The organism is Arthrobacter alkaliphilus (genome assembly GCF_021483235.1).
GTDB classification, from domain to species: domain Bacteria; phylum Actinomycetota; class Actinomycetes; order Actinomycetales; family Micrococcaceae; genus Arthrobacter; species Arthrobacter alkaliphilus.
Genome location: NZ_JAKEEC010000017.1, coordinates 68,486 through 92,140 on the forward strand (window position 1 = coordinate 68,486; position 23,655 = coordinate 92,140).

Sequence of the window (23,655 nt, forward strand, 5' to 3'; positions counted from 1 at the left end):
GTACGTTTACTTCATGATTGAAATCGCGGCTCTCCGGGCCCTTGTAGCAGTGGAACAGCAAGGCTCGGTGGTGGCGGCCTCGGAGGCCATGGGCTTCAGCCCCTCTGCGGTGTCGCAGCAGATCAAAAAGCTCGAAAAGCAGAGCGGCGTGACGGTCCTCGAGCGCCACGGCCGCGGCGTTCTGCTGACGGACCGGGGCATGGCGCTGGCAGAGTACGGACGTCGAATCCTGGGCGAGTTGGAGGAGCTGCAGGCCACCCTCCTCGCCGACCCAGCCAAGCCGAGCGGCGTGCTTCGGCTCATGGCATTCTCCACTGCTTGCCGCGGGCTAGTGGGGCCGATGCTCGGGAAACTGGGCCCGACTCTGGCTGGTACCGGGCTTGAGGTGCGCGTTGTGGCCGAGGACCCGCGCGAGGCCGTCCAAAGGGTCGCCACCGGTGAAGCCGATCTCGGCGTCGTGCACAACTGGCATTCAGTACCATTGGTCATTCCGGAGAACATGGTCCACGAGGACCTGTGCCTGGACACCGCCGACGTCCTGCTGAATTCAGCGCATCCGCTTGCCGGCCGGACCGCCGTCGAGCCTTCCGACCTCGTGGACGAAAGCTGGATCAGCACCCCTGCAGGCGCCATTTGCAATGAGGCGTTGCTGGCAATCCTCGCGGGACTTGGGCGGGTGCCGGACATCCGCATCTACGACCCCGACTTTTCCACCCATATCGGTATGGTCCAGCAGGGTGTGGCGGTGGCGCTTGTGCCCCGGCTCGGCAGGCCCGAGCTCCCCGCTGGAGTGGTGGCGGTGCCCGTGGTCAACCCGATGCAGCAACGCCAGGTGGGAATCGTGTACCGGAAGACCATGACGGCGAGCCCCAGCATCCGCCATGTGGTTGGCCTGTTGCGCGAGGTAGCCGGCGGACTCGACGTGGGCTAACGGCCGGGGCCACGAACTGGCACCAAATGCCCGCAAAATTCGATACTGGGGGCATCTGCTGCCAGTTCGCTCGCTCGGGATACGACTTACTTGGGACGCGGCACGGCGAAGTGGGTCAGGCGGGCGTCCTGGCCGTCCAACTCGGCCCAGGGCTTTTCCAATTCCATCACCGTCATGGCACTCGTGGGGTAGCGCGTCGCTGCATCCATGTAGGCATCGTGGTCCGAATCTCGGGATGCCAAGTGCATCGCGAGGTCCTGTACACCGGGCATGTGCGAAAAGATCATGAGCGTGGTGACGGTTTCCGGCACATGGTTGATGACTGCCAACATGCGCGACGCTGGCGCCGCATACAGACCGTCCTCGAGTTTCGGCGTGGGCGCCTTGTCCCCCAGCTCGCTGCACACCCACGTGCAGGTCTGCCGGGTCCGCAGCGCGGACGAACACAGGATGAAGTCCGGAATCACATGGTGCTTGAGGAGCCATTTCCCGGCAAGCGGCGCTTCACGGTGGCCGCGTTCGGCGAGGGGCCGCTCATGATCGGGCACCCCCATCGGCCAGTCCGACTTGGCATGCCGCATGATCACCAGGCGCTTGATGTGATGCTCGCTCATTCCCCCAGCCTATAGCCGCGGAGGCACATGCTTACTGGACTAGGGAAGCCAAAAGGCGGCACATCCCGAAAGCGCCCGCCGAAACTAGACGGGCGCTGTAGCGTGAGCGGAATATCCCGAAAGCGCCCGCCCAAACTGCAAGGGCGCTGTAGCGCGAGCGGAATATCCCGAAAGCGCCGTTGTTGCGTGAGGTACGAGCGCAGGCGCCGAGGGATGTTCCGCGGAAGCGAAAGTGCCCGCCCCAGCAAAGGGACGAGCGCAGGCACCGAGGGATGTCCCGCGGAAGCGCAAGCGCCCGCCCCCAGAGAAGGAGCGAGCGCAGGCGCGGAGGGATTGTGCCGCCTTCTGGCGGTTCCGAACCTAGTTAGATCGAGTATTCCGGAGCGGCCCAGACAATGACCTCGGGGTGCTCGTAGAAGCGGTAGCCCTGGCCCCGAACGGTGCGCACCGTGTTGGCGAGACGGCCGAGCTTGGAGCGGAGGCGGCGGATGTGGACGTCGATCGTGCGCTCATTGGGCACCTCTTCGGCATTGCGCCACAGGCCCTCGAGGAGTTCGTCGCGGCCCACGGTCCGGGTGCCGTTCTCGACGAGGTAGTTGAGGAGCTCGAATTCCTTGAACGTGAGGTTCAGGGATTCGCCGTCGAGGTGCACCTCACGACGGGCAAGGTCGATCAGGACGCCGGACGGGCGGGCTTCCTGCGCAGGCTGCTGGCGAAGCGACTCGGAGCGAGGGCGGTTGCCGACGGTGGGGTCGCCGAATGTCGAGCGGACAACGTCGAGCGCGGAACCGGGCGCGTTGGCCGGGGCTACCGCGACGGCGGCATAGCTCTCGGCACCGGAAACCAAAGACTGCGCGTAGGCCCGGATCTCCTGTGCAAGCTTGGCGATGGAGGTTCCGGCGGCCGCGGCCGTGTCTTCGTCGATGCCCATGTAAAGCACAAAGCCGCGGGCCACATTGTCATTTGCAACGGGACGGATGGAGCGGTCCGCTGGAGCCAGGACAGGCGTCGGAGCGGTCATCGGCGAGGCCTCGTTGGCGGGAACCGCGCGGAGCTGGCCATAGGAGTTGGGGTTGTAGCCCTGGGGGACGTACCCGGGCACCTGGCTGCTACCCTGCGGTGCGGGCTGGGCGTGGGCCGGGCGGTTGCCGAAGCCTGGACGCAGGCCGGCGTTCGACGCGGCCTTATTGGCATTACGGACGGAGATGTGGACGTATCCGGATGCAACTGACATGGATTGCTTACCTCAAAGTGAATAGCCGTCATCGCGGCTTCGAATGCTGGTCTGGTCCCCGCAATGAAATGGGGAGGGGCGCCCGACGCTGGGCAGGGGGCGAATGCCTGAAACTTCCTAGGGTCTGAAGTTAGGCGTGCATTCGACAACAGCCCATCGAAACACCAGCGGGTGTGCTGGTCTCGATCGCTGCGGCTGCAGAAGCTGTTGAGTTCTTGTTCACATTTGAAGTGTGCAACGTAATAAAGCGAACTTGCAAGTAACAAAGCACCAAAACGTCCACATTTTGAGACGAATCGGACTATTGTGCCGCAGATCACAATTCAGACATGTCCAAATGTGACCCCTTTGCGTTCGTCACACTGACGTTTATCGACGAAATAATCGAATAAAATTTGATTAAGCCTCAAGCATCTGAATCTCGGACGACGTCACGCGCTTGCCCTTGAATCTCGAGATATGAAACAACCGTTGTCCAATCGAGGGTTTGCGTCCCGCGAAAATTCTTTGGCAAATCCCCTGCCAAGCCCTTGCAAACCCTTCGGCGTCACGCCGCGTCAGTGGTTTCCCGCTTCGGCTCATGCCGTGGCTTGCACCGATACATGTCTGCGTCGGCCTGGGTGAGGAGTTGCCGCGCCAATTCTTCCCGCGCGTCGGGGAGCATCGGCCTCATCTTTGCGGTCACCGCTTGGCCGACGGCGAGCTCGACGCGCAGCTTCGACTCCCCCACGAGGCACCCCGGATCGACGTTGCTCAAGATGCGGGCGGCGATGACGGCAATTTCTTCGGGTGATTCCAAGTCCGGGAGGAGGACGACGAATTCGTCACCGCTGTATCGCGCGACTGTATCGACCTCGCGGACCGCCCCGGCCAAGCGTCCGCCGACATGGCGCAGGACCTGGTCCCCCGCTGCGTGGCCATAGGTGTCATTGATGTCCTTGAAGCTATTGATGTCACAGAACAAGAGACCGACATACAGTCCATGGATCCCGGCCCGCTCCAAGGCCTCGTCAAGGCGCGACGTAAACAACGTCCGGTTCGGCAAACGGGTCAGGGCATCATGCATGGCTTGATGCCTAGCTTCTTCAAGGAGCTTGGCGCGTTCGGATTCCGATTCTTCAAGCCTGCGCAACGTGGCGGCAAGTTCCCGCTCATAAAGGCGCCTCTCGTGGACGCCGAACACGACGACGACGTTGAGTTCGGACTCGGAGGCGGTCGGTCCTTCCGTGGAAAGCGATGTCCGGGACACCGCAAGCAATACCGGCGCTCTTTCGCCGTTGACGGCGAGAATCTCCACCGCAAGCTCTTTCACCGAACCTTTGGATTCGATGGCCGGCATGGCATGGGTCAGGAACATGATCCTGTCGCCGGCGGGCAAGAGGGCGAGCAGGTTCAGCCCGAGCAGCTCTTCCTGGCCACGTCCGGTCCACTCGTACATCGTCCGGTTCGCATCGACGATCGTGCCGTCCGGCCGGGTAAGCAGGTAACCGGCAGGGGCTGCGTCGAATATTTGCCGGTACCCCGCCGTTCCGTCGCTCATGCAGCGGCGCCGAGGTAGTCGAGTATGGCGCTGACTGTTTCTTCCGGGGCGCTCGTCTGTGGGAAATGTCCCGTCGCGGTAAGTGTGACAAGGACACTCCTTGGCATGCGTTCCTGAAGGTAGGTACCGATGTGTTCAGGAGTGAGGACGTCGTTGGTGCTCTGCAGAATAAGCACCGGCAGTTCGACGCTGGACAACAAATGCCGCACGTCGGAACAGAACGCGACGCGGGCAAAGTCACGGGCAACCGTTGGGTTGATCCGGCGGAAGCTGCCCTGCAATTCCTGCTCCAAGTGGGGAGATGAGGGGACATTCATGAACACGGGGGCCATGGCTTCGGCCCAGACGAGGTAGTTGGCGTCCAAGGATTCAAAGAGCTCGTCCAGCTCATCGCTGGAATAGCCGCCGAAGTAGCCGTCAGCCGGGTGATTCATATAGCTGGGCGAAGCCGTTACCAGAACGAGCCGGGCGATTCGTGAATGCTGGTCGGCGGCGGCTGCCGAAATGGCCATCATGGCCCCAACGCTGTGGCCGATGAGCGTCACGTCCGTGAGGTCCAGCTCGGCGCAGATCTCCAGGAGGTCGGAAACGTAGGCATCGAGGCTTGAGTACCGCGACGAATCATAGAATGCCGGATCGGATCCTCCGGAGCCCATGTGGTCGAAGAGAACCAAACGATATTGTTCCGACAAGGACGGCAGAATCCGGTCCCACATCTTCTGGTCCGACCCAAAGCCGTGGGCGAACATCAGGACCTGGCTGTCGGTGGCCCCCCAGACCGTGACGTTGTGCCGCTCGACCATCGACGCGGTCATCGGATTCCTCACCTTTCATGTGCTACCGGGCTAACCCGCGTTCGCACTATCCGCGCCGGGATCGTCCTTGAGCCCGCGTCCGCGCCTTGTCTTCCCCCCGGGGCATGTTGCCCACAGCAAGCACAGGCTCCAAGGGCCTGTGGACAATGCAAGTCACATCGTATCCGGCGTCACACCTTCCCGCACACAGCCTCGCTGGCCGCCGCCGAAACACTGCCAACTAGCCCTCGTCCGGACCCGCAGGATTAGTTGGTGGTGCCCGTTCCTTGGGTGCTCGATGCCGTGGCAGTGACGATCTGGATCGATTGCGCGGTGTACTTGTCGGATTCCTTGAGCGCAGTGACCCTCACGCTGGATCCGGATTTCACGTCAGCGAGGGTCAGGGTGTTCCCGGCGCTTCCGTTTCCACCTCCGCGTTGCCGCAGGCCCTCCGCTACCACAACGTCGGTTCCTAGCGCGTAGGTTTTCATGAACCCGTCCTCGCTCTTGACGGTCATCGAGCTCGCCGAGATGTCGGTGACCGTACCCAGTTGGCCAGCCATGGTGACGTAGCTTCCGTTCTGGAGGACCACATATTCCGAGTGGACCGCGGCATTCAGGCCGCCCATCCCGACCCCAAACCCGCCCGGACCCGCGTTCGACCCGCCCGGACCTGGATTCGTGCCGCCCTGGCTGCCGAATCCGCCCTGGCCATTCGGTCCGGCACCGGTGCGCGTGTTGGCCGTATCCGCCGCCGAGGTACTGCTTCCGGCAGCATATGCACCAGCTCCTGCCGCAGCAGCGACCACCACCGCCACGCCGCCAACAATAAGCCCCTTCTTCAGGCTCCAATCCTTGAAGAACGACGGTCGGGTCTGTCCTGCGCTGTAGGCCTGCGAAGCACCCCATCCGGCGGCAGGCTGCTGGTTCACCGGAGCCTGAGGAGCACCCCACCCGGCGGTTTGATTCGCGGGTGGCTGCGGGGCAAAAGGCTGCGCGGGCTCGTCCACGGGCCGGATCACCGGCTGGGGCTGCCCGTTTTCGGGCGTGGATCCGGGTACGGAGGGGTTGTTGCGCTGTTCCATGGTTCTCTCCATCGAAGTCAAGGCCGTTGCGGTTGTTGTCCTTGTCCAAAACAGCGTCAGCCGCCTTGCTGTGAGTGGGCTGTGTCGAACGGCAGGGCTGCCTGTGACCTTCGGCGGGCATACCCTGCCTCCGGACAGCTGGCTAGGCTGAGACTCACAGGGTGCTCACAGCATCGGCAAAGCGTCGGCTAACCGGCAGATTGGAGAGTTGTCTTATGGCATCCCCGCACTCCATGACCAACAACCTTCCCCAGCTCAGCCACCCGGACGGTTCCCCGATCCGCGCCCTCGTGGTGGACGACGAACCGAGCCTTGCCGAGCTCATGAGCATGGGCCTGCGCATGGCGGGCTGGTCGGTGGCGGTGGCCGGCGACGGTCCGGCTGCGGTCAAGCTCGCCAAGGACTTCCGGCCGGACGTCCTGGTGTTGGACGTGATGCTTCCAGGGTTCGACGGCGTTGAGCTGCTGGGCAGGATCCGCGCGTTTGCGCCGGAGGTGCCCGCGCTCTTCCTGACCGCCAAGGATGAGGTGCAGGACCGCATTGTCGGGTTGGCCGCAGGCGGGGACGACTATGTCACCAAGCCCTTCAGCATGGAGGAGGTCCTGTTGCGCCTGCACCGCCTGGTCCAGCGCTCGGGAGTGGCCGCGATGGACACGGCCGAGCTGGTGGTGGGTGACCTGATCTTAAATGTTGACACGCGTGAAGTTACCCGCGGCGGCGAAGACATCCCGCTCACGGCGACCCAGTTCGAGCTCCTGCGGTACCTCATGGAGAATCCCAAGCGCGTGGTCAGCAAGGCTCAGATCCTGGACCGCGTGTGGGATTACGATTTCGGCGGGCAAGCCAACATCGTGGAACTTTACATCTCATACCTGCGCAAGAAGATCGAGGCCAACCACCCGCCCATGATCCACACAGTCCGCGGAGCAGGCTACGTCATCAAGCCTGCCGAATAGCCGGGGCGCCGAAATGTCCGCACTCTCCGGTATCCCCCGGCAACCCGGCCATAGCTGGTTCAATCCTTCAACCTGGCACTTGCGCACGCGCCTGATCCTGCTCTCCATGGCACTGCTTGTGGCCATTTGCGGCGCCGTCGGGGTGGTCAGCTATGCCTCCATGGACGTATTCCTGACAAAGCAGCTCGACCAGCGATTGATGCAAGCCTCCCGTGGCCGTCCGCCGCTAGGCAACCCTGGCGGCCGACCGGATCCCTTGGACGCCCGGGGCCAGAGCATCGGCACTCTGAATGCGCGCATCTTTGCGGGCCAAGTGAGCAGCGATGCCGGCTTCTTGTCCTCCGATGCCACACGCACGCCGTTGTCGCCCAGCGACGCCCGGGTCCTGCTGGCTCTCCCCCCGGATGGCCAGCCCGTTGATCGCGACCTGTCCAACGGCGGCTACCGGCTGGTGGCCACCCAAAGCCCTTACGGCGACGTTGTCATCACCGGGTTGCCCCTCGCCTCGAAAGAGGACACCGAGGCCTCGCTCGTCTGGACCATGGTGCTCGTGTCCTTGGGCGGGCTCGCCTTGATCGGGCTGGCCGGAACCGTGCTGATCCGGCGCACCATGCGGCCCTTGGAGCAACTCTCCGATGTCGCCACCAAGGTGTCGAAACTTCCGCTCGACGCCGGTGAGGTGGCCCTCGCGGTCCGCGTTCCGGCGTCCGCGGCCCATCCAGGAACCGAAGTGGGAAGCGTCGGACATGCTTTGAACCTGATGCTGGACAACGTCTCGAACGCCCTCGAGGCCCGCCAGCAAAGCGAAACAAAGGTGCGCCAGTTCGTGGCCGACGCATCCCACGAACTACGGACCCCCTTGACCGCCATCCGCGGATATACCGAGCTCTTGCGCATGACGGAGACGCTCACCGAAGACGGGCGCAAGTCGTTGGGCCGGGTGCAGAGCCAGTCGGAGCGCATGACCGCCCTCGTGGAGGACCTCCTTCTCCTGGCGCGGCTGGACGAAGGGAAGGCTCCCGAATTCACCGATGTGGACCTGACGCAGTTGGTGATTGAGACCGTCAACGACGAGAAAGTCATGGCGCCCGACCACATCTGGCAGCTCAAGCTCCCGGATGAGCCCCTGATTGTCCGCGGCGACACCACCCAACTCCACCAGGTTTTGGCGAACCTGCTCTCCAACGCCCGCAAGCACACCGAGGCGGGAACCACCGTGGTCACGGGCGTCATGCGGTCCGCCGATGGCAGCGCCGTAGTGACCGTTACCGACAACGGCCCGGGCATTCCGCCTGAATTCCAGGGCAGGATCTTCGCCCGCTTTGCCCGGGCCGACGCCGCCCGTTCCGGCTCCGAGGGCACGTCCGGGCTCGGCTTGTCGATTGTGGAATCCATTGTTCAGGCGCATGGCGGCACGGTCGAAGTTGCATCGAGGCCCGGCCGGACGGAATTCGCAGTGCGGCTCCCGGCGCTCAAGACCGCGGCGGCCTGACAAGACGCGGCCTGACAAAGAAACCAAAAATCTACCCCTCCGGGTTGCGGCGAGCGCAAGTCGACGCACCGGCGTCGTGACCTCCGTTACCTAAATGTGACTTAAGCCGGATCCTCCTGTACCGTCGAATAGGTGGGCAGGACCCGTTCCGCCACCGCCGGGTAGACGCCGAGCTCTGCCACTCCCCGGCGCCCATCACTCCAGGCAGAGACGGGGGACCCAGGTCTCCGGGCAAGCGCTCTGTTGAGCCAGCCCTAGGGGTGAAGCCGTGACGCCGCGATTCGCAAGTGGCCACGGCCGGATGACCTCATCCGAATCCGACAGCTAACTCCGCAGGCGTCGAGAGGCAATCACCATGTCTGATTCCAAGGATCAGTCGCGCCCTGTTGCGCGCCACCGAGGCGAACCCGCCCGCAATAAGAAGTCACGTTCCGCGATGAGGCGAGCCGCCTCGAACCTCGGCACCGGCCAGCGCATGGCAGTGGTTGCCGGCGTCGTTGCCGTTTTCCTCGGTGCAGGCGCTGCCAGCCAGGCCGCCGGACAAGCCATCAATGCCCAGGACATCAGCCGCGCGTCCGATTCCCGCACGGCGAGCCAAGCAGCCACGCCGTCGGCCACCGCCACACCTTCGGCAAGCGCGAGCGCCAGTGCAAGCGCCACGCCGAGCGCTACGTCGACGCCGAGCCAGGCAGCCGCCCCGGCTCCGGCCGCCGTCGCGGCCCAGGCTGCCGTACCGGCCGCACCTGCCGCACCGCCCGCACCCCCGGCTCCGGTGGCGCCAGCCGCACCCGTCGCCGTTGATGACCCCTCCGCTGCCCAGGCTTACGCCGCGAGCCTTCTTCCCTCCTACGGTTGGGGCCAAGGCGAAATGTCAGCCCTGATCACCTTGTGGAACAAGGAATCGGATTGGCGCACGACCGCCACCAACGCTTCAAGTGGCGCCTACGGCATTGGACAATCACTGCCGGGCGACAAGATGGCAACAGAGGGCGCCGACTGGCAGACCAACTTCCAGACGCAGATCCGCTGGGGTCTGAACTACATCAAGGAACGCTACGGATCGCCGTCCGCAGCGTGGTCCTTCCACTTGGCCCACAACTGGTACTGAGCCAAGAGCCGAGTACGTCGAGGTCCGTCCCTTCCGGGGCGGACCTCGACGTTTCTTGGCGTCTGATCCGCGTCCGGTCGGAGATCCACAGCTACGTCACAGGTTCCGCCTAAAGCCTTCATATTCGGTGACGGCACTCTGGATACATGACGCTCACCGAATCCACCTCCGGAACCCTGAAGGACCCCGCCGTGGTGCCGCCGGGCCTCCCCGCCCAAGCGGCGACGCTCGACCAACTGGGCGCGGGGCGCTTGGGCACGGCCCGGCGCACCCCCGTGGATACCCGCACCGCCACCCCCGTCCTCGACGTCACGATCCCCGTCTTCAACGAGGAACGCGACCTCGAAGAGTGCCTGCGCAGGCTTCACAGCCACTTGAGCGAGTCCTTCCCGCATAGCTTCCGCATCACCGTGGCTGACAACGCGAGCACGGACGACACTTTGAAAATCGCGGAACGCATGGCCAGGGAACTGCCTGAACTCGCGGTTGTCCATCTCGAGGAGAAGGGACGCGGCAACGCCCTGCGCAAGGTGTGGCTCGCATCGCCGTCCCCGGTGCTGGCCTACATGGACGTGGACCTTTCAACGGATCTCGCCGCACTGGCACCGCTTTTGGCACCGCTGATCTCCGGCCATTCGGACCTCGCCATCGGTACACGGCTCACCCGCAACTCACGGGTTGTCCGCGGTCCCAAGCGGGAGTTCATTTCGCGCAGCTACAACCTGATGTTGCACTCGTTCATGGGCGCCCGCTTCAGCGATGCCCAGTGCGGCTTCAAAGCGATCCGGGCCGACGTCGCCCAGCAGATCCTCCCGCACACCTTGGACAACTCGTGGTTTTTCGATACTGAACTCCTGGTCCTCGCCGAACGCTGCGGCCTCCGGGTCCATGAAGTTCCCGTTGACTGGATCGACGATCCCGATTCCAGCGTCGACGTGATGCGCACCGCACTCGCCGACATCCGCGGCATGGCCCGGCTCACCCGCGATCTCGTCTCAGGACGCATTCCCGTCCCGGAGCTGCGGGCGGCACTTGCACGCGGGCCGCTCCCGGCATCGTCCCGCACAGCCGAGCAGGGCCGGCGCAGCAGCCTCTTCGGCCAGCTGGTCCGCTTTGCCGCGATCGGCGCCGCATCCACCCTCGCCTATGTGCTCATCTTCCTGCTCTGCCGCGGATTCATGGATCCCCAGATGGCCAACTTCCTGGCGCTGCTCCTCACAGCCATCGCCAACACCGGCGCCAACCGTCGCTTCACCTTCGGCATCCAAGGCGGCAACCCCGTTCGGCACCATTTCGAGGGACTGATCGTCTTCGGGATCGGCCTCGCCCTCACCTCCGCGGCCCTCGCCCTGGTGCACAGTACGACGACGCCGGACCGCTGGGGTGAGCTCCTCACCGTGGTCGCAGCGAACCTCGCCGCCACGGCAGTCCGCTTCCTGCTCTTCCGCCTTTGGGTCTTCCGGCAGCCCGCCGCGCAGTCGGCTGAACCCACGACACAAGCCAAATCACACACAGAAACGGCAGCATCATGACCTCCACGATCACTCCCGCAACCCCAGGTCCGGGCGGAGCTGAGGTTCCTGCCGCCGCGACTGCCGCTGGCGGGGCTACCGCCGTCGGGACTGCCCAGGACCGGCACCCGGCCGCCGCATCAACCCCGGACGCCGCGCGTTGGAAAGGGTACGTCTTTGGCCGGCAGCCCCGCTGGGTCCGGCCGTCCGCGGCCGGGCTCCTCGTAGCCACCGCGTTCCTGTATCTCTGGAACCTCGCTGCCACCGGCTATGGGAACTCCTTCTACGCCGCGGCGATCCAGGCCGGAACCAAGGACTGGACGGCGTTGCTGTTCGGTTCGCTCGACGCCGGCAATGCCATCACCGTGGACAAGCCTCCGGCCTCCTTCTGGATCCCCGCTTTGGCAGGCCGGATCTTCGGCTTCTCACCCCTGAGCATGCTGGTACCCGAGGCGCTCATGGGCGTGGCCGCCGTCGGGCTCTTGTATCTGACGGTCAAGCGGGTGTCCGGACCGGCCGCCGGCTTGGTGGCCGGTGGAGCTCTGGCGCTCACCCCGGTGGCCGCTCTCATGTTCCGCTTCAACAATCCAGACGCCATGCTGACCTTGTGCTTGGTCGTCGCCGCCTACTTCACCACACGCGCCATCGAACGCGCGGGCTGGAAGTGGCTGGTCGCGGCAGGCGCGGTGGTGGGGCTCGCGTTCCTGAGCAAGATGCTGCAGGGTTTCCTGATTGTTCCCGGCCTGGGACTCGCATACCTTTGGGCCGCGCCTACCCCGTTGCGGCGGAGGCTATTGCACTTGCTCGGCGCTTTGGCCGCAATCGCGGTGGTCGCCGGAAGCTATGTTGCCCTGTTCCAGCTGACTCCGGCTTCGGCGCGGCCATACATGGCTGGCTCGCAAACCAACAGCTTCCTTGAGCTGACCTTCGGCTACAACGGGCTGTCCCGCATCACCGGTTCGGGTGAAGGAAGGCCCGGCGGAGGCGGAGCCGGCGCGCCTGATGGTGGCAATTTCAGCGGCTTAGGCGCCTTCGGCGGCGGTGGCGGTGGGAACACCGGCTTCGGCGGGGCGGCCGGGATCGCCCGCATGTTTGGCGCGAGCTTCGGTGCTGAGGTCTCCTGGCTTCTCCCGGCGGCGCTGATCCTCCTCGCGGCAGGCCTCTGGTTCACCCGCCGGGAAGCGCGGGCCTCCCGTACCCGTGCCGCGCTTATCCTCTGGGGTGGCTGGCTTTTGGTCACGGCGGGCATCTTCAGCTTCATGAGCGGAATAGTCCACGCCTACTACGCGGTAGCGCTCGCTCCGGCCATCGCGGCCTTGGTCGGCATTGGCAGCGTTGAACTGTGGCGTGGCCGCGGATATTGGCCGGCCCGGATCGTCCTGGCCGTGGTCGTCCTCAGTAGTTCAATCTGGTCCGCTGTCCTCCTGGGCCGCGACGCCTCGTGGCTTCCGTGGTTGCGGATCGTGATCGTCGTCTTCGGCGTCATCGCGGCTGCGGCAATCCTGCTCCGCCTCGAGTCATTGCGCTTTGCCGGCCAAAAAACGGTGGGCCGGTTCGGGAACGCGGCGGCCGCCGCCGTCGTCGTGGTTTCGCTCCTGGCTGGCGGGCTCGGTACCGCAGCCTGGACGCTCGCGACCGCGGCCACGGCGCACTCCGGTTCCATCCCGTCGTCCGGACCCGCGGGCTCCGCCATGGGCGGCTTCGGAAACCGCGCCGGGGAATTCGGCGCAGCCGGTGGTGCCGGTGCCGGTGGTTCCGGTGCTGCTGGTCCGCGTCAGGCGGGCGGGCCCGGTTCCGAGGGAACAGCCGACGCAGGACTGACCGCATTGCTTACGTCGACGCACACGAAGTGGTCGGCGATCGTATCCGGCGCCACCCAGGCCGCAAGCCTCGAACTCGCCACCAACACCAACGTGATCGCACTCGGTGGCTGGAACGGCGGCGACCCCTACCCCACCCTGGCACAATTCCAGGACATGGTGGCCAAGGGACAGATCGGTTACTACATCGCAGGCGGAGGCATGCGCGGCGGCGGCGGATTCGGAGGCCAAGGCGGCAATTCCGAGGTAGCCTCCTGGGTGCAGGCCAACTTCCAAGCCCAGACGGTGGGTACCTCCACGGTCTACAAGCTGACAAAGTAGATTCCGATGACCACTTCCTATTCCACCGACACGGACTCCGAGGCAGGGCCTCCCGGCCGGCAGGACCAACCCGGGCCGTTACGGAAGCCACGCACGAGCAGGATCGCAAGGGAACCACAGACCCTCCGGCACCGCGTGGAGCTCGGCATTGCACTTCTCGCAACTGCGGTCCTGTATCTCTGGAACCTCGGCGCGTCCGGGTGGGCCAACCCGTTCTATTCCGCGGCAGCCCAGGCCGGTTCGCAGGATTGGACCGCGTGGTTCTTCGGATCCTCCGACGCCGCCAACTCCATTACCGTGGACAAGCCGCCCGCGTCGCTCTGGATCATGGGCCTCTCGGTCCGGATCTTCGGGCTGAACTCCTGGAGCATCCTGGTTCCCGAAGCGCTCATGGGCGTGGCGACGGCGTGGCTGCTGTATCTGGCGGTCCGGCGGGCCGCAGCCCCAGCCACCGGTGATCCGCGGGTCGCCCACCGGGCAGGCTTGCTGGCCGTCGTCGTCGTGGCGATCACCCCCGTAGCGACACTCATGTTCCGGTTCAACAACCCGGATGCCCTGCTGGTGCTGCTCATGACGGCCGCCGGGTACGCCACGCTGCGGTCCATCCAGGACCACAAGCTGCGTTGGCTCCTGCTGGCCGGCGTGTTCCTGGGCTTCGGCTTCCTCACCAAGCAACTCCAGGTCCTGCTGGTGGTTCCCGGCTTTGCCGTCGCGTACCTGGTTGCCGCACAGGATGGTGTGGGCCGGCGCCTGCTTCGGTTGCTTGCGGCCGGCGCAGCCATGGTGGCCTCGGCCGGGTGGTGGCTCGCGGTTGTCGAACTCGTTCCGGCAAACATGCGCCCGTACATCGGCGGCTCGCAGAACAACTCCATCCTGGAACTGACGCTCGGCTACAACGGCTTGGGCCGGCTCAGCGGCGACGAGACCGGGAGCGTAGGGGGCGGCAACGGCTGGGGCGTTCCCGGGCTGTTCCGGATGTTCAACAGCGAGTTCGGCGGCCAGATCGCGTGGTTGCTGCCGTCCGTCCTGATCCTCGGTGCGGGGCTCTTGTGCCTCGGCCGGCGTGCTCCGCGCACCGATTCCGTCCGCGCTTCAGTGATCGTGTGGGGTTCCTGGGTGGTGGTCACCGGGCTGGTTTTCAGCTTCATGGCCGGCATCATCCATCCGTACTACGCAGTGGCTTTGGCCCCGGGAATCGCAGGGCTCGCAGGCCTGGGCGGCGCGCTTTTGTGGCAGCACCGCGCGCAGCTCGTCGCCGCGGTCATGCTCGCCGCAGCTGTAGCCGCAGCGGGATTCACGGCGTTCGGTGTCCTGGGCAGCACCAACGCGTATGGTCCGCTGTTACGTTGGGCGGTGCTCTTGGGCGCGTTGGTGGCCGCGGCCGGAGTTGTGCTCTCCGGACGTTTCCCCTCCCGTTTCCTCAAGCGCACGACGGCGGTGCTTGCCCTCGCGGCCTCCCTCGCCGGTCCGCTGGCATACTCGATCTCCACCGCTTCCGTGACGCACAGCGGAGCAATCCCCAGCGCCGGTCCGACGCCGGCGTTCGGCGGCTTCGGTGCCGGCGTCTTCGGCCGGGGCGGCTTCGGACAAAACGGCCAGAACACGGGCCAAAACAACGCAGGCCAAAACAACGCAGCCCAGCGCACTCCCCCGCAGGCCCTCCAGCAGCCGGGTACCCTGGGCGGCGGCTTCAGCGGGAACCGGCAAGGCGGCATGGGCGGCCTGCTCGGCGCCAGCACGCCGTCGTCGGCCATGGTTGCCGCGCTCACATCCGGGGCCTCGAACTACACGTGGGCCGCCGCCGTCGTAGGCTCCAACAACGCCGCCGGCTACCAGTTGGCCACCGGGCTGCCCGTCATGGCCGTGGGCGGCTTCAACGGCACGGACCCATCCCCCACGCTTGAACAGTTCCAGCAGTTCGTGGCGCAGGGCAAGATCCATTACTTCATCGCCGGCGGGACCATGCGGTCGAACAGCGGATCGGAAGCTCCTGCGCAGATCGCCCAGTGGGTGGCTGCGAACTTCCAGGCGCAGACCATCGGTGGGACCACGGTGTACGCACTGGCGCGCTGAGCGTGCGGTGCCGGCGTTGGCCGCCTAGAAGCGGAGCTCGATTACCCGGCGGCCTTCGGCGTCGGCGGTGACTGTGGCAGTGACCCCGGAGTAGTCCGGTATCTGCCACAGCCCGTCCGCCGTCGGCCCGCCGTTGCCACCCACCACGATGGTGGTCATTCCGGCGGCGATGGCGGCCGCGATACCCGCCGGCGCATCCTCGAACACCACTACATCTGCAGGCTCGGCGCCCAACAGGGCCGCGGCCTTGAGGTAGCCTTCGGGATCGGGTTTGCCGCGGGTGACCGCCTCGGACGTAAGGGTGGTCGGAGGCATCCCGAGTCCGGCTGCTTGCATGCGCACCCCGGCAAGGATCCGATCGGCCGAGGTCACCATCGCGACGGCATCGGCAGGCAAGGACCGCAACAGTTCGTCAGCCCCGGGCAATGCCACGATCCCTTCGGTACGGGTCCGCTCCATCTCGCCGAGCTCCTCGGCGAGCGCGTCGACGTCGGCTCCGGGCGGGGCGAACCGGCGCACTGTGTCCTTGGCCTGGACTCCGTGCGAAGTCCGCAGAATCTCATCGATATCCAGTCCGTACCGGCCGGCGAACTCGCCCCACACTTGCTCCACGATCGCGGTGGAATCCACCAAGGTGCCGTCCATATCGAAGAGGACAGCCCGGACAGTGAGGGTCTTCACGGCTTCAGCAGGCAGGTTCATGCATCCATCCTGCCTGCGCGGGCGGCCCGGGGCCTAACTCTTACGGCAGGAGTCCTAGCCGTTGGGCCGGTGTGGAATGTACTGAACGGCCCACTTATTGCCGTCGGGATCAGCGAAGTACACAAAGTGGCCCCAGTCCTGGACGTCGATGTCGCTGACTTCGACGCCGTTGGCCTTGAGCTGATCGTGCGCTTCCTGGATGTCGCTGACCACGATCTGCAGGCTGGGGGCGGTGCCTGGAGGGGCATCGTTGAGGCCCTCGCCAATAGCGATAGAGCAGGCCGAACCGGGCGGAGTCAGCTGGACGAAGCGGAGACCGTCCATGGGCCGCTCGTCGTAGTCGGCGTTGAAGCCCACCTTGTTGACGTAGAAATCCTTGGCGCGGTCAACGTCGGACACAGGCACATACACAAGTTCGAGTTTCCAGTCCATGCGCCACAGGCTATCCGCGGAGGCAGCCAAGCACAACGCACAACGAGGGGTCACTTACAGCCCATGTTGCTGCTCGTAATGGGCCGTAAGTGACCCCGCGTTGATGAGTTCGACGGCGGAACCTGCCCGGGTGCCCACGCCGGCTTCGGTTTCAGCTTGCGCCTGGGCGCGGGATGGAAGAAGCCAGGCCACCAGGGTCGCGAGGACCAGGACAGCCGCACCAACGTAGATGGCGGGAATTGCCGCGTCCACATAGCCCGTGGGCGTGAGTTTGCCGCCGGCTCCGGTGAAGACCGCCGTCAGGACGGCTACGCCCAGCGCGACGCCGATCTCCCGGAGCGTGGAATTGGTCCCGCTCGCCTTCGCGTGGTCCTCAGGGCGCATATTGGCGAGCACCGCCGTCGACATCGGGGCGAAGACGAGGCCCATGCCGATACCCGCTGCGACGAAGCCCGGGACCAACGTTTCGTACGGGACGGTGGCGGAGAGGACCCCGGCCAGCCAGAACATGCCGGCGGCGAGCAGCACGAGGCCCGCGATAATCAGGGCCCTGGTGCCAAGCCGCGGAGCCAGCAGGCCGGCGAGCGGTGCAACGAACATGGGAGCCAAGGTCCAGGGCATGGTCATGACGCCTGCAGCGAGTGGTCCGTGCCCCTGCACCACCTGCAGGAACTGGATGAGGATGAAGACGGAGCCGAAGATCCCAAAACTGAAGGTCAATCCGACCAGGTTGGCCACCGTGAAGCTGCGGTCGCGGAAAAGCCGGAGGGGAAGCAGCGGCGCGGCGGCGCGGGATTCCCACAGGACGAAGGCGAGCAGCAGGACGCCGCCGCCGATCAAGGCGCCGAGGACTTCGGCGCTGGACCAGCCGGCGTCGTTCCCCCGGACAATCCCGAACACGAGCGCCAGGAGCCCAAGCCCGGAGAGAAGAAGACCAACGAGGTCGGCGCGGACGCGGGCGCCGAAGCTGTTCGGCAGCGCGAAGAGCGCCAGCGGGACCGACAAGACGCCGATGGGCACATTGAGCCAGAAGATCGCTTCCCAGCTCCAGCCTTCCACCACGGCGCCGCCGATCAGCGGACCAAGGGCGACACCCAGCCCGGAAACTCCGCCCCAAATGCCGATCGCGAGCGGGCGCATTTTGTCGCTGACCGAGCCCACCAGAAGGGTGAGCGAAAGGGGCATGAGCGCCGCGGAACCAACGCCTTGGACCGCGCGGGCGGCGATGAGCTGCCACGGTTCCGTGCTGAGCGCGGCCGCTGCGGACGCGAGGGTGAAGATCGTGAGGCCTGCGATGAAGACGCGCCGGCGGCCGAAGCGGTCCCCCAGGCCGACAGCCAGCAACATGAACGCCGCGAAGCTCAGGGCGTAGGCGTTGACGATCCACTGCAATTCCTCGACCGTCGCGCCGAGGGCCTTATGCATCACAGGGAGCGCGTTGGTGACCACCAGGTTGTCCAAGGTAGCCATGAATACAGGAAGGGAGGCCGCCACAATGGCCAACCAGACGGGAATGGTGCGTTTCATGATGACTCCACGGGTTCGCTGGGGGTTGTGGATTCCGGTTGTTGTAATCGAATGATTACTTAAATCCAAAGTTAGTTATCGACTGATAACATGTCAAGTGTGGTGAAGAAAACAGAGGGCGCCGGGGCCCCGGAAGCAGGCGCGAGCCGCCAAGCAACGGCCGAGCGGATTCCTGCCGCCCAGAGACGTGAACTGATCTTGGACGCCGCCTCCGGCGTCTTCGCCGAGCGCGGCTACGCCGGTTCCACGACCGACCGGGTGGCCAAGGCGGCAGGCATCAGCCAGCCATACGTCGTGCGCATGTTCGGAACCAAGGAGACCCTCTTCCTGGAAGCCTTGGATCGCGCGCACGGCAAGTTGCTGGGCAGGTTCCGCGAAGTCATCGCAGCCTACGACGCCGGAGAACTCACCGAGCAACTGCAGCAGCTTGATCCTGCTGTTGGGAGCGGACGGCCCGAACAGCTCAAACAGCTGATGGCCATCGCGTACGCGGACCTGGTGGAGGACCGCGGAATCCTCATGATGCTGATGCAGGCGTTCGTCTCAGGCCACGAGCCCGCGATCGGTGCGCGGGCCAGGGAAGGGTTCCTGAGCATCTACCGCCTGGTCCGGGACGAAGCCGGGCTGTCCCCCGAGGCCGCCCGCGACTTCCTTGCACAGGGCATGCTCATGAACACTTTGATCGGCATCCGCCTGCCCGACCTCTACGAACAGGACCCCACCGCCGACGAGCTGCTTGAGTGCACCCTGCGGTCCAAGTTGCCCATCGTACTCAAGGCGAGCAAAGCGCAGCTCCGGGCAGGTTAAGGCCCCCTACGGCATCCACAAGCCTGACCCTCCGTGTTAGCTTTGAGATTCCTTTCAGCTCAACGGCGATCGGCCCCGGCCACGAGAACCACGGAGATCCAGGAGGCGCGGCATGTCCCTTTACCAGCCCGAACCAGTTGAAATCTCGACCAGGATGCGTCCGGGCGAGTGGAGCGAAGAGAGCCTCAGTGCGCTGGTCGCCAAGTACCGTGAGGATCTTCTCGGCATGGGGGCAACAGCTTCCGAGATTGAAATCGAGACGGAACGGGACGTGCACGGCGGTGTCCGTGTGGTCGCCACCTGGTTCAAGTCCCCCACCGCCGCTTCGGACGGCGAGGACTGAGCTAGCCTGCCACGCCGTACAGGCGGTCTCCGGCGTCGCCCAGGCCGGGAACGATGTAGGCCTTGTCGTTGAGCCTCTCGTCGATCGAGGCTAGGACAACCTTGACGTTGGCCTCGGAAAGCTCTTCTTCCAGCTTGCTCAGGCCCTCCGGGGCGGCCAGCAGGCAGATGCACGTGACGTCAGAAGCGCCGCGTTTGAACAGGAACTTAATGGCTTCGCGCAGGGTGCCGCCGGTGGCAAGCATGGGGTCCAGCACGAAGATCTGGCGGCCGGTCAGGTCCTCGGGGAGCCGCTCGGCGTAGGTGATGATGTCCAGGGTCTCTTCGTCGCGGGCCATGCCCAGGAAGCCCACCTCGGCGGTGGGGACGAGCTTGGTCATGCCTTCGAGCATGCCGAGGCCTGCGCGCAGGATGGGGACCACCAGCGGCGTCGGCTTCGTGAAGGCGGTGCCGATTGCCTTGGTGACGGGGGTTTCGATCTCTACCGCCTCGGTCTTGACCTCGCGGGTGGCCTCGTAGGCCAGCAGGGTGACGAGTTCTTCGGTGAGTTGCCGGAAGACCGGTGAAGGAGTGTTCTTATCCCGCAGAACGGTGAGCTTGTGAGCGACCAGCGGGTGGTCCACGACGAGTGTGCGCATGACTCCAAAACTATCATTGAGGCATGAGCACCAACGAGCCGTATCACGCCGAGCACTCGGCCTGGATGGGCCTTGCCCTCGATGAGGCCCGGCGTGCGCTGGATACGGAGGATGTCCCGATCGGCGCCGTCGTTTTAGGGCCCGACGGCGGCGTGCTGGGTGCCGGGCGGAACGAACGGGAAGCGCAAGGCGACCCGACGGCACACGCCGAGATCGTCGCCATCCGCGCTGCAGCCGCCACACTGCAACGCCACGCCCTTGAGCTCGGCGAAGGCGGAGACGGCTGGCGGCTCGAAGACTGCACCCTCGTGGTGACGTTGGAGCCATGCGCGATGTGCGCCGGAGCCGTTGTCCTGGCCCGGATTCCCCGCGTGGTCTTCGGCGCCTGGGATGAGAAGGCCGGCGCCGCCGGATCCGTTTTCGATATCCTGCGGGAACGCCGGCTCAACCACTGGGTGGAGGTCTACGCGGGCGTGCGCGAAGAGGAGTGCTCGGCCCTGTTGCGCGATTTCTTCGCAGCCCACCGGAAATAGCGCTTCACATTCTGCTCAATCATTCGAAGGGCCAATTCCCCGCACCCCCGGAATCACGCGGCAGCGGACCCGAGGAGCAACGAATGATCGAGCAGAATGTGTCGCGAAGTGGTCAAAAGGGCCTTGCAATTGCCGATCCGTTGGACGTCAGATGGTCTCAGAACGCACACCACGGAGGACCTCATGACCGTCTCGTTCAACCACACCATCGTCTACGCGACGGACAAGCGCCGTTCCGCGGAGTTCCTGGCCCAGGTGTTTGGACTGGCGAAGCCGCAAGCCATGTGGTCCTTCGTGACCGTGTCCCTCGACCAGGGGGTGGCCCTTGATTTTGCGACGGCAGACCGGCCCATCTCCCCGCAGCACTATGCCTTCCTGGTCAGCGAAGACGACTTCGACGGGATCTTCGCCCGGATCCAGGCCGAGGACATCCCTTACTGGGCGGACCCTGCACGGTCCCGCCCGCAGCAGATCAACCACAACGACGGCGGTCGTGGCGTCTACTTCGCGGATCCGGACGGGCATTTCCTGGAGGCGATCACGCGACCGTATGGATCGGGTGCCGCATGAGCCAAGTGCGCCTCACCGCCATCGTGACCGGCCGCGTCCAAGGCGTCGGTTTCCGCTATTCCACGATGCACCAAGCCCGATCGCTGGGACTGAGCGGGGAGGCGGCCAACCAGTCGGACGGCTCGGTGCAGGTGATCGCTGAGGGGGACCGCGAATCCGTCGATTCCCTAGTGGAATGGCTGCAATCCCGGGATGCCCCGGGCCGCGTGAAAAACGTGGATGCCACCTTCACGCCTGCCACCGGCGAGTTCTCCGGATTCTGGGTGGACTGAACCAGACCCCAAACCGCGCCCGGGCTCAGGCGTTCGCGGCGTTCGCCGCGTTCGCCTTGTCAAGCGCGTCAATGCGCTTCTGGCGCGATGCCGGCGAGTCCAGGCTGAACGAGCGGAAATCGCCGAGATCCTCGCGGATCCAACTCTCCACCTCGCTGATTCGCCGCGTGACGGCCGCGGTGGGCCTGTCGAAGGTCCAGGCGGCGATCCGTTCCTTGCCGGTATCGTACTGCCACAATCCGATGATGCGTCCCCGGTCCAGGATCGGGTGGTCCGACAGGTCCGCCTGCAACGCCAGCATGGTGTCCAGGATCTTCCGGCCCCGATCCCCCTCAGCCAGCATGTCCGCGGAATTCCTGCGCAACAGCACCAGGGAATCCGTACCGGCGAGAAGCTGGATCTGTTCCTCCTGCGGCGGCGTGAACGCGGAAAGCTGCTCGACGTCGTCGGGCAGCATCCAGAGCTGCTCGCCTGCCGCGGTGGTCACTTCGACGGCATTGACGGCGGCCAGCGCCGCCTTGCTCCGCGTCACCGTGAGCCCGCTTAGCCACTGGCTCTGCTTGAACGTCGCTCCGCCGGTCCACCGCAGGTACCGTTCGATCAAGCGCGCGCGGGCGCCGTCGTCGTCCAGGCCGCTGGGCGGCAGCGTCCACGATGTGTAGGCGTAGCGCTGCTGGTCGAGGCGGCCGTTGACGGGAACCCGGCGGATGCGGCCGTCGGCTTGCAAGAGGCCCAGAGCCGTGGGGAGGGTGGTGGACGCGCCCTTCTTTTTGCCTTCTTCACCGAGGCTGCGGACGGATTCGCCGAGCTCGTCCCTGAGCTGCTTGGGATCCATGGGTTCGCCGGATTCCATGAGGAGGTGCAGAACTTGTTCTTCGAGCAGGGTGATCTCACCGCGTTCGACGCCGAGCCGGGCCAGGACCTTGAACGGCGCCATAGCGGCCTCCCGGCCGACTTGGAGTCCCCAGGCGAAGTCCTTCCGGCCGAGGACATATGTGCATCCGCGGGCTGTGGGGAGCTCATGGATTCTCAGCCCGGCGACGTCCCGGTCCACCTGTTCGCGTCGGATTCCAGCCCGCGCGAAGAGGGTCAGGTAAGGGTTGGCGCCGCCCACGGAACGTGCCCAGCCGGCGCGGTCCAGGACGTCCTCGGACGTCTTGCCGGAGAGCGAGCCGTCAAGTCCTTGCCGGTGCCACGCCCAGGCGCGGAGGAGTTCCGGGGTGAGCGTTTGGGTGGAAAGCACGGCGGACGTCATGGCCCCATTCTGCACTGTTGCCGGCAAAACGGGGCATGTCCGCGCGGGCTACCGATCGAAATCCAGCGAGTAGCCGGCCCAGGCGTCGGGATGTTCGCGGAGGACGACGTCGACGCCGGCGAGCGCACCGCCGTCGTCGCTCGGGCGGACTTTCTCCGCGACAGCCTGGGCGATGAAGCGGGCCAGCACTTCCGTCGTCGTGAGCTGTCCGGCGAAGTCCGGGTGCTCGTCGAGGTTCCTGTAGTTGAGGCCCGCCAGTACTTCGTCCAGGATGGTCCCGGCTGCGCCGATGTCGAGCACGATGGCATCGTCGTTCAACTGGGCCCGGCGGAACGTCACCTCGGCCACAAACGTGGCTCCGTGGAGGCCCTGGGCCGGTCCGAACGCCTCCCGCGGAAGGCTGTGGGCGATCATGAAGTGCTGGCGGACGGTGAGGCTGAACATCGTTAGGCCTTCCTGGTTACTGGGTAGTTGATGACGCGGCAAAGAACATCCGGCTCGCCGTTTTCCAAGGCGTGGAAGACCTCCGGGAGCTCCTCGAACTGCGACTCTCCGGTGAGGAAGGCGTCGAACACGGGATCGCGCAGGAGGGACACGGCAAGCTCCAGCCGTTCGCTTGAGGTGCGGCGGTGCCGGCGCGAACGTGCAACTACTCCAACCTGGCTGGCGCGGATGGAGAGGCGCCGGGCATGGAAGTCTTCTCCCAATGGCAGGGAGACTGCCCGGTCCCCGTACCAGGACAGCTCGATGATCTCGCCCTCGTCCCCGGCCAATTGCAAGCTTTGAGCCAGGCCGCCGTCGGTGGCTGAACAGTGGAACACGATGTCGCAGTCCTGCTTTGCGTCGTCGGGAAAGGCGAATTCCACGCCCAGGGACTCCACGAACCCGCGCTTCCCCGGATCGGTCTCCACTAGTTGCAGCCGCTCCAGCGGGAAGCTGCGCAACAGCGCCGCGGTCATGCCGCCTACCAATCCGGCGCCGACGACGGCGATCCTGTCACCGAGCCGGGGGCCGGCCTCCCACAGGGCATTGAGGGCAATCTCCGCGATGCCGGTGAGTGATTGTGTCAAGTATTTTTGGCCCCAGAGGGGCGATTGA

At 65.4% G+C, this 23,655-nt stretch carries 24 protein-coding genes and 1 riboswitch; of the genes, 12 read left to right on the forward strand and 12 right to left on the reverse strand.

The window, feature by feature from the left end:
• Window positions 1–13 precede the first annotated feature (13 nt).
• The gene (locus L0B83_RS12910) at window positions 14–931 is read left to right on the forward strand and encodes a LysR family transcriptional regulator (RefSeq protein WP_234758880.1); all 918 of its coding nucleotides are present in this window, start codon (window positions 14–16) and stop codon (window positions 929–931) included.
• Between the two features lie 86 nt (window positions 932–1,017).
• Here the strand turns inward: L0B83_RS12910 and L0B83_RS12915 are convergent, their stop codons facing one another.
• From L0B83_RS12915 to L0B83_RS12935, 5 genes are all read right to left on the reverse strand, one after another.
• Window positions 1,018–1,545 (reverse strand): SixA phosphatase family protein, encoded by a 528-nt coding sequence (locus L0B83_RS12915; RefSeq protein ID WP_234758850.1) that lies wholly within the window; start codon window positions 1,543–1,545, stop codon window positions 1,018–1,020.
• A gap of 364 nt (window positions 1,546–1,909) precedes the next feature.
• On the reverse strand, window positions 1,910–2,779 hold the full coding sequence (locus L0B83_RS12920) for a winged helix-turn-helix domain-containing protein (protein ID WP_234758851.1): 870 nt from the start codon (window positions 2,777–2,779) through the stop codon (window positions 1,910–1,912).
• Between the two features lie 547 nt (window positions 2,780–3,326).
• Window positions 3,327–4,319 (reverse strand): diguanylate cyclase domain-containing protein, encoded by a 993-nt coding sequence (locus L0B83_RS12925; RefSeq protein ID WP_234758852.1) that lies wholly within the window; start codon window positions 4,317–4,319, stop codon window positions 3,327–3,329.
• On the reverse strand, window positions 4,316–5,134 hold the full coding sequence (locus L0B83_RS12930) for an alpha/beta fold hydrolase (RefSeq protein WP_234758853.1): 819 nt from the start codon (window positions 5,132–5,134) through the stop codon (window positions 4,316–4,318). Before L0B83_RS12930 ends, L0B83_RS12925 begins: the two co-directional genes overlap by 4 nt.
• 245 nt (window positions 5,135–5,379) lie before the next feature.
• Window positions 5,380–6,198, reverse strand: a complete 819-nt coding sequence (locus L0B83_RS12935) for a hypothetical protein (protein ID WP_234758854.1) — start codon at window positions 6,196–6,198, stop codon at window positions 5,380–5,382.
• 215 nt (window positions 6,199–6,413) lie between these two features.
• Here L0B83_RS12935 and L0B83_RS12940 point away from each other — a divergent pair, with 215 nt between their 5' ends.
• The 6 genes from L0B83_RS12940 (at window position 6,414) to L0B83_RS12965 (ending at window position 15,479) form a co-directional block, all read left to right on the forward strand.
• Window positions 6,414–7,154, forward strand: coding sequence for a response regulator transcription factor (locus tag L0B83_RS12940; RefSeq protein ID WP_234758855.1), 741 nt, complete (start codon window positions 6,414–6,416; stop codon window positions 7,152–7,154).
• 13 nt (window positions 7,155–7,167) lie between these two features.
• Window positions 7,168–8,646 (forward strand): sensor histidine kinase, encoded by a 1,479-nt coding sequence (locus tag L0B83_RS12945; RefSeq protein WP_234758856.1) that lies wholly within the window; start codon window positions 7,168–7,170, stop codon window positions 8,644–8,646.
• Between the two features lie 179 nt (window positions 8,647–8,825).
• A riboswitch (cyclic di-AMP (ydaO/yuaA leader) is annotated at window positions 8,826–8,999 on the forward strand.
• A 2-nt stretch (window positions 9,000–9,001) separates the two neighbouring features.
• A complete protein-coding gene (locus tag L0B83_RS12950) occupies window positions 9,002–9,754 on the forward strand; it encodes an aggregation-promoting factor C-terminal-like domain-containing protein (protein ID WP_234758857.1) in 753 nt (250 codons plus the stop codon).
• 146 nt (window positions 9,755–9,900) lie between these two features.
• Window positions 9,901–11,286: a bifunctional glycosyltransferase family 2/GtrA family protein gene (locus L0B83_RS12955; protein ID WP_234758858.1), complete on the forward strand. Its 1,386-nt coding sequence runs from the start codon at window positions 9,901–9,903 to the stop codon at window positions 11,284–11,286.
• A complete protein-coding gene (locus L0B83_RS19760; protein ID WP_268820868.1) occupies window positions 11,283–13,406 on the forward strand; it encodes a glycosyltransferase family 39 protein in 2,124 nt (707 codons plus the stop codon). The genes L0B83_RS12955 and L0B83_RS19760 overlap by 4 nt, the downstream gene beginning before the upstream one ends.
• Before the next feature lie 6 nt (window positions 13,407–13,412).
• The gene (locus tag L0B83_RS12965) at window positions 13,413–15,479 is read left to right on the forward strand and encodes an ArnT family glycosyltransferase (RefSeq protein WP_234758859.1); all 2,067 of its coding nucleotides are present in this window, start codon (window positions 13,413–13,415) and stop codon (window positions 15,477–15,479) included.
• Window positions 15,480–15,503: 24 nt separating this feature from the next.
• On the opposite strand, the gene L0B83_RS12970 is transcribed toward L0B83_RS12965, so the two are convergent.
• From L0B83_RS12970 to L0B83_RS12980, 3 genes are read right to left on the reverse strand one after another with little or no spacing between them, the layout of a single operon-like run.
• The gene (locus L0B83_RS12970; protein WP_234758860.1) at window positions 15,504–16,181 is read right to left on the reverse strand and encodes an HAD-IA family hydrolase; all 678 of its coding nucleotides are present in this window, start codon (window positions 16,179–16,181) and stop codon (window positions 15,504–15,506) included.
• 54 nt (window positions 16,182–16,235) lie between these two features.
• On the reverse strand, window positions 16,236–16,613 hold the full coding sequence (locus L0B83_RS12975; RefSeq protein ID WP_234758861.1) for a VOC family protein: 378 nt from the start codon (window positions 16,611–16,613) through the stop codon (window positions 16,236–16,238).
• A 54-nt stretch (window positions 16,614–16,667) separates the two neighbouring features.
• Entirely contained in the window at window positions 16,668–18,140 is a 1,473-nt protein-coding gene (locus tag L0B83_RS12980) for an MFS transporter (protein ID WP_234758862.1), read from the reverse strand.
• A 99-nt stretch (window positions 18,141–18,239) separates the two neighbouring features.
• Here L0B83_RS12980 and L0B83_RS12985 point away from each other — a divergent pair, with 99 nt between their 5' ends.
• Complete coding sequence (locus L0B83_RS12985) at window positions 18,240–18,947, forward strand: TetR/AcrR family transcriptional regulator (protein ID WP_234758863.1); 708 nt, start codon at window positions 18,240–18,242, stop codon at window positions 18,945–18,947.
• 112 nt (window positions 18,948–19,059) lie between these two features.
• Entirely contained in the window at window positions 19,060–19,290 is a 231-nt protein-coding gene (locus L0B83_RS12990) for a hypothetical protein (RefSeq protein WP_234758864.1), read from the forward strand.
• 1 nt (window position 19,291) lies between these two features.
• Here L0B83_RS12990 and upp read toward each other — a convergent pair whose 3' ends face one another.
• Window positions 19,292–19,927, reverse strand: a complete 636-nt coding sequence (gene upp, locus L0B83_RS12995; RefSeq protein ID WP_234758865.1) for a uracil phosphoribosyltransferase — start codon at window positions 19,925–19,927, stop codon at window positions 19,292–19,294.
• A 23-nt stretch (window positions 19,928–19,950) separates the two neighbouring features.
• Here upp and tadA point away from each other — a divergent pair, with 23 nt between their 5' ends.
• The 3 genes from tadA (at window position 19,951) to L0B83_RS13010 (ending at window position 21,302) form a co-directional block, all read left to right on the forward strand.
• The gene (gene tadA, locus L0B83_RS13000) at window positions 19,951–20,460 is read left to right on the forward strand and encodes a tRNA adenosine(34) deaminase TadA (RefSeq protein WP_234758866.1); all 510 of its coding nucleotides are present in this window, start codon (window positions 19,951–19,953) and stop codon (window positions 20,458–20,460) included.
• 183 nt (window positions 20,461–20,643) lie between these two features.
• Window positions 20,644–21,030: a VOC family protein gene (locus L0B83_RS13005; RefSeq protein WP_234758867.1), complete on the forward strand. Its 387-nt coding sequence runs from the start codon at window positions 20,644–20,646 to the stop codon at window positions 21,028–21,030.
• Window positions 21,027–21,302, forward strand: a complete 276-nt coding sequence (locus tag L0B83_RS13010) for an acylphosphatase (RefSeq protein ID WP_234758868.1) — start codon at window positions 21,027–21,029, stop codon at window positions 21,300–21,302. Before L0B83_RS13005 ends, L0B83_RS13010 begins: the two co-directional genes overlap by 4 nt.
• Before the next feature lie 25 nt (window positions 21,303–21,327).
• Here the strand turns inward: L0B83_RS13010 and L0B83_RS13015 are convergent, their stop codons facing one another.
• The 3 genes from L0B83_RS13015 to L0B83_RS13025 form a co-directional block, all read right to left on the reverse strand.
• Window positions 21,328–22,557, reverse strand: coding sequence for a DNA glycosylase AlkZ-like family protein (locus L0B83_RS13015; RefSeq protein ID WP_234758869.1), 1,230 nt, complete (start codon window positions 22,555–22,557; stop codon window positions 21,328–21,330).
• A 48-nt stretch (window positions 22,558–22,605) separates the two neighbouring features.
• On the reverse strand, window positions 22,606–23,001 hold the full coding sequence (locus L0B83_RS13020; RefSeq protein ID WP_234758870.1) for a 6-pyruvoyl trahydropterin synthase family protein: 396 nt from the start codon (window positions 22,999–23,001) through the stop codon (window positions 22,606–22,608).
• Between the two features lie 2 nt (window positions 23,002–23,003).
• Window positions 23,004–23,655, reverse strand: a 652-nt coding sequence (locus tag L0B83_RS13025) for a zinc-dependent alcohol dehydrogenase (RefSeq protein WP_234758871.1), incomplete at its 5' end; no start/stop codon positions are given.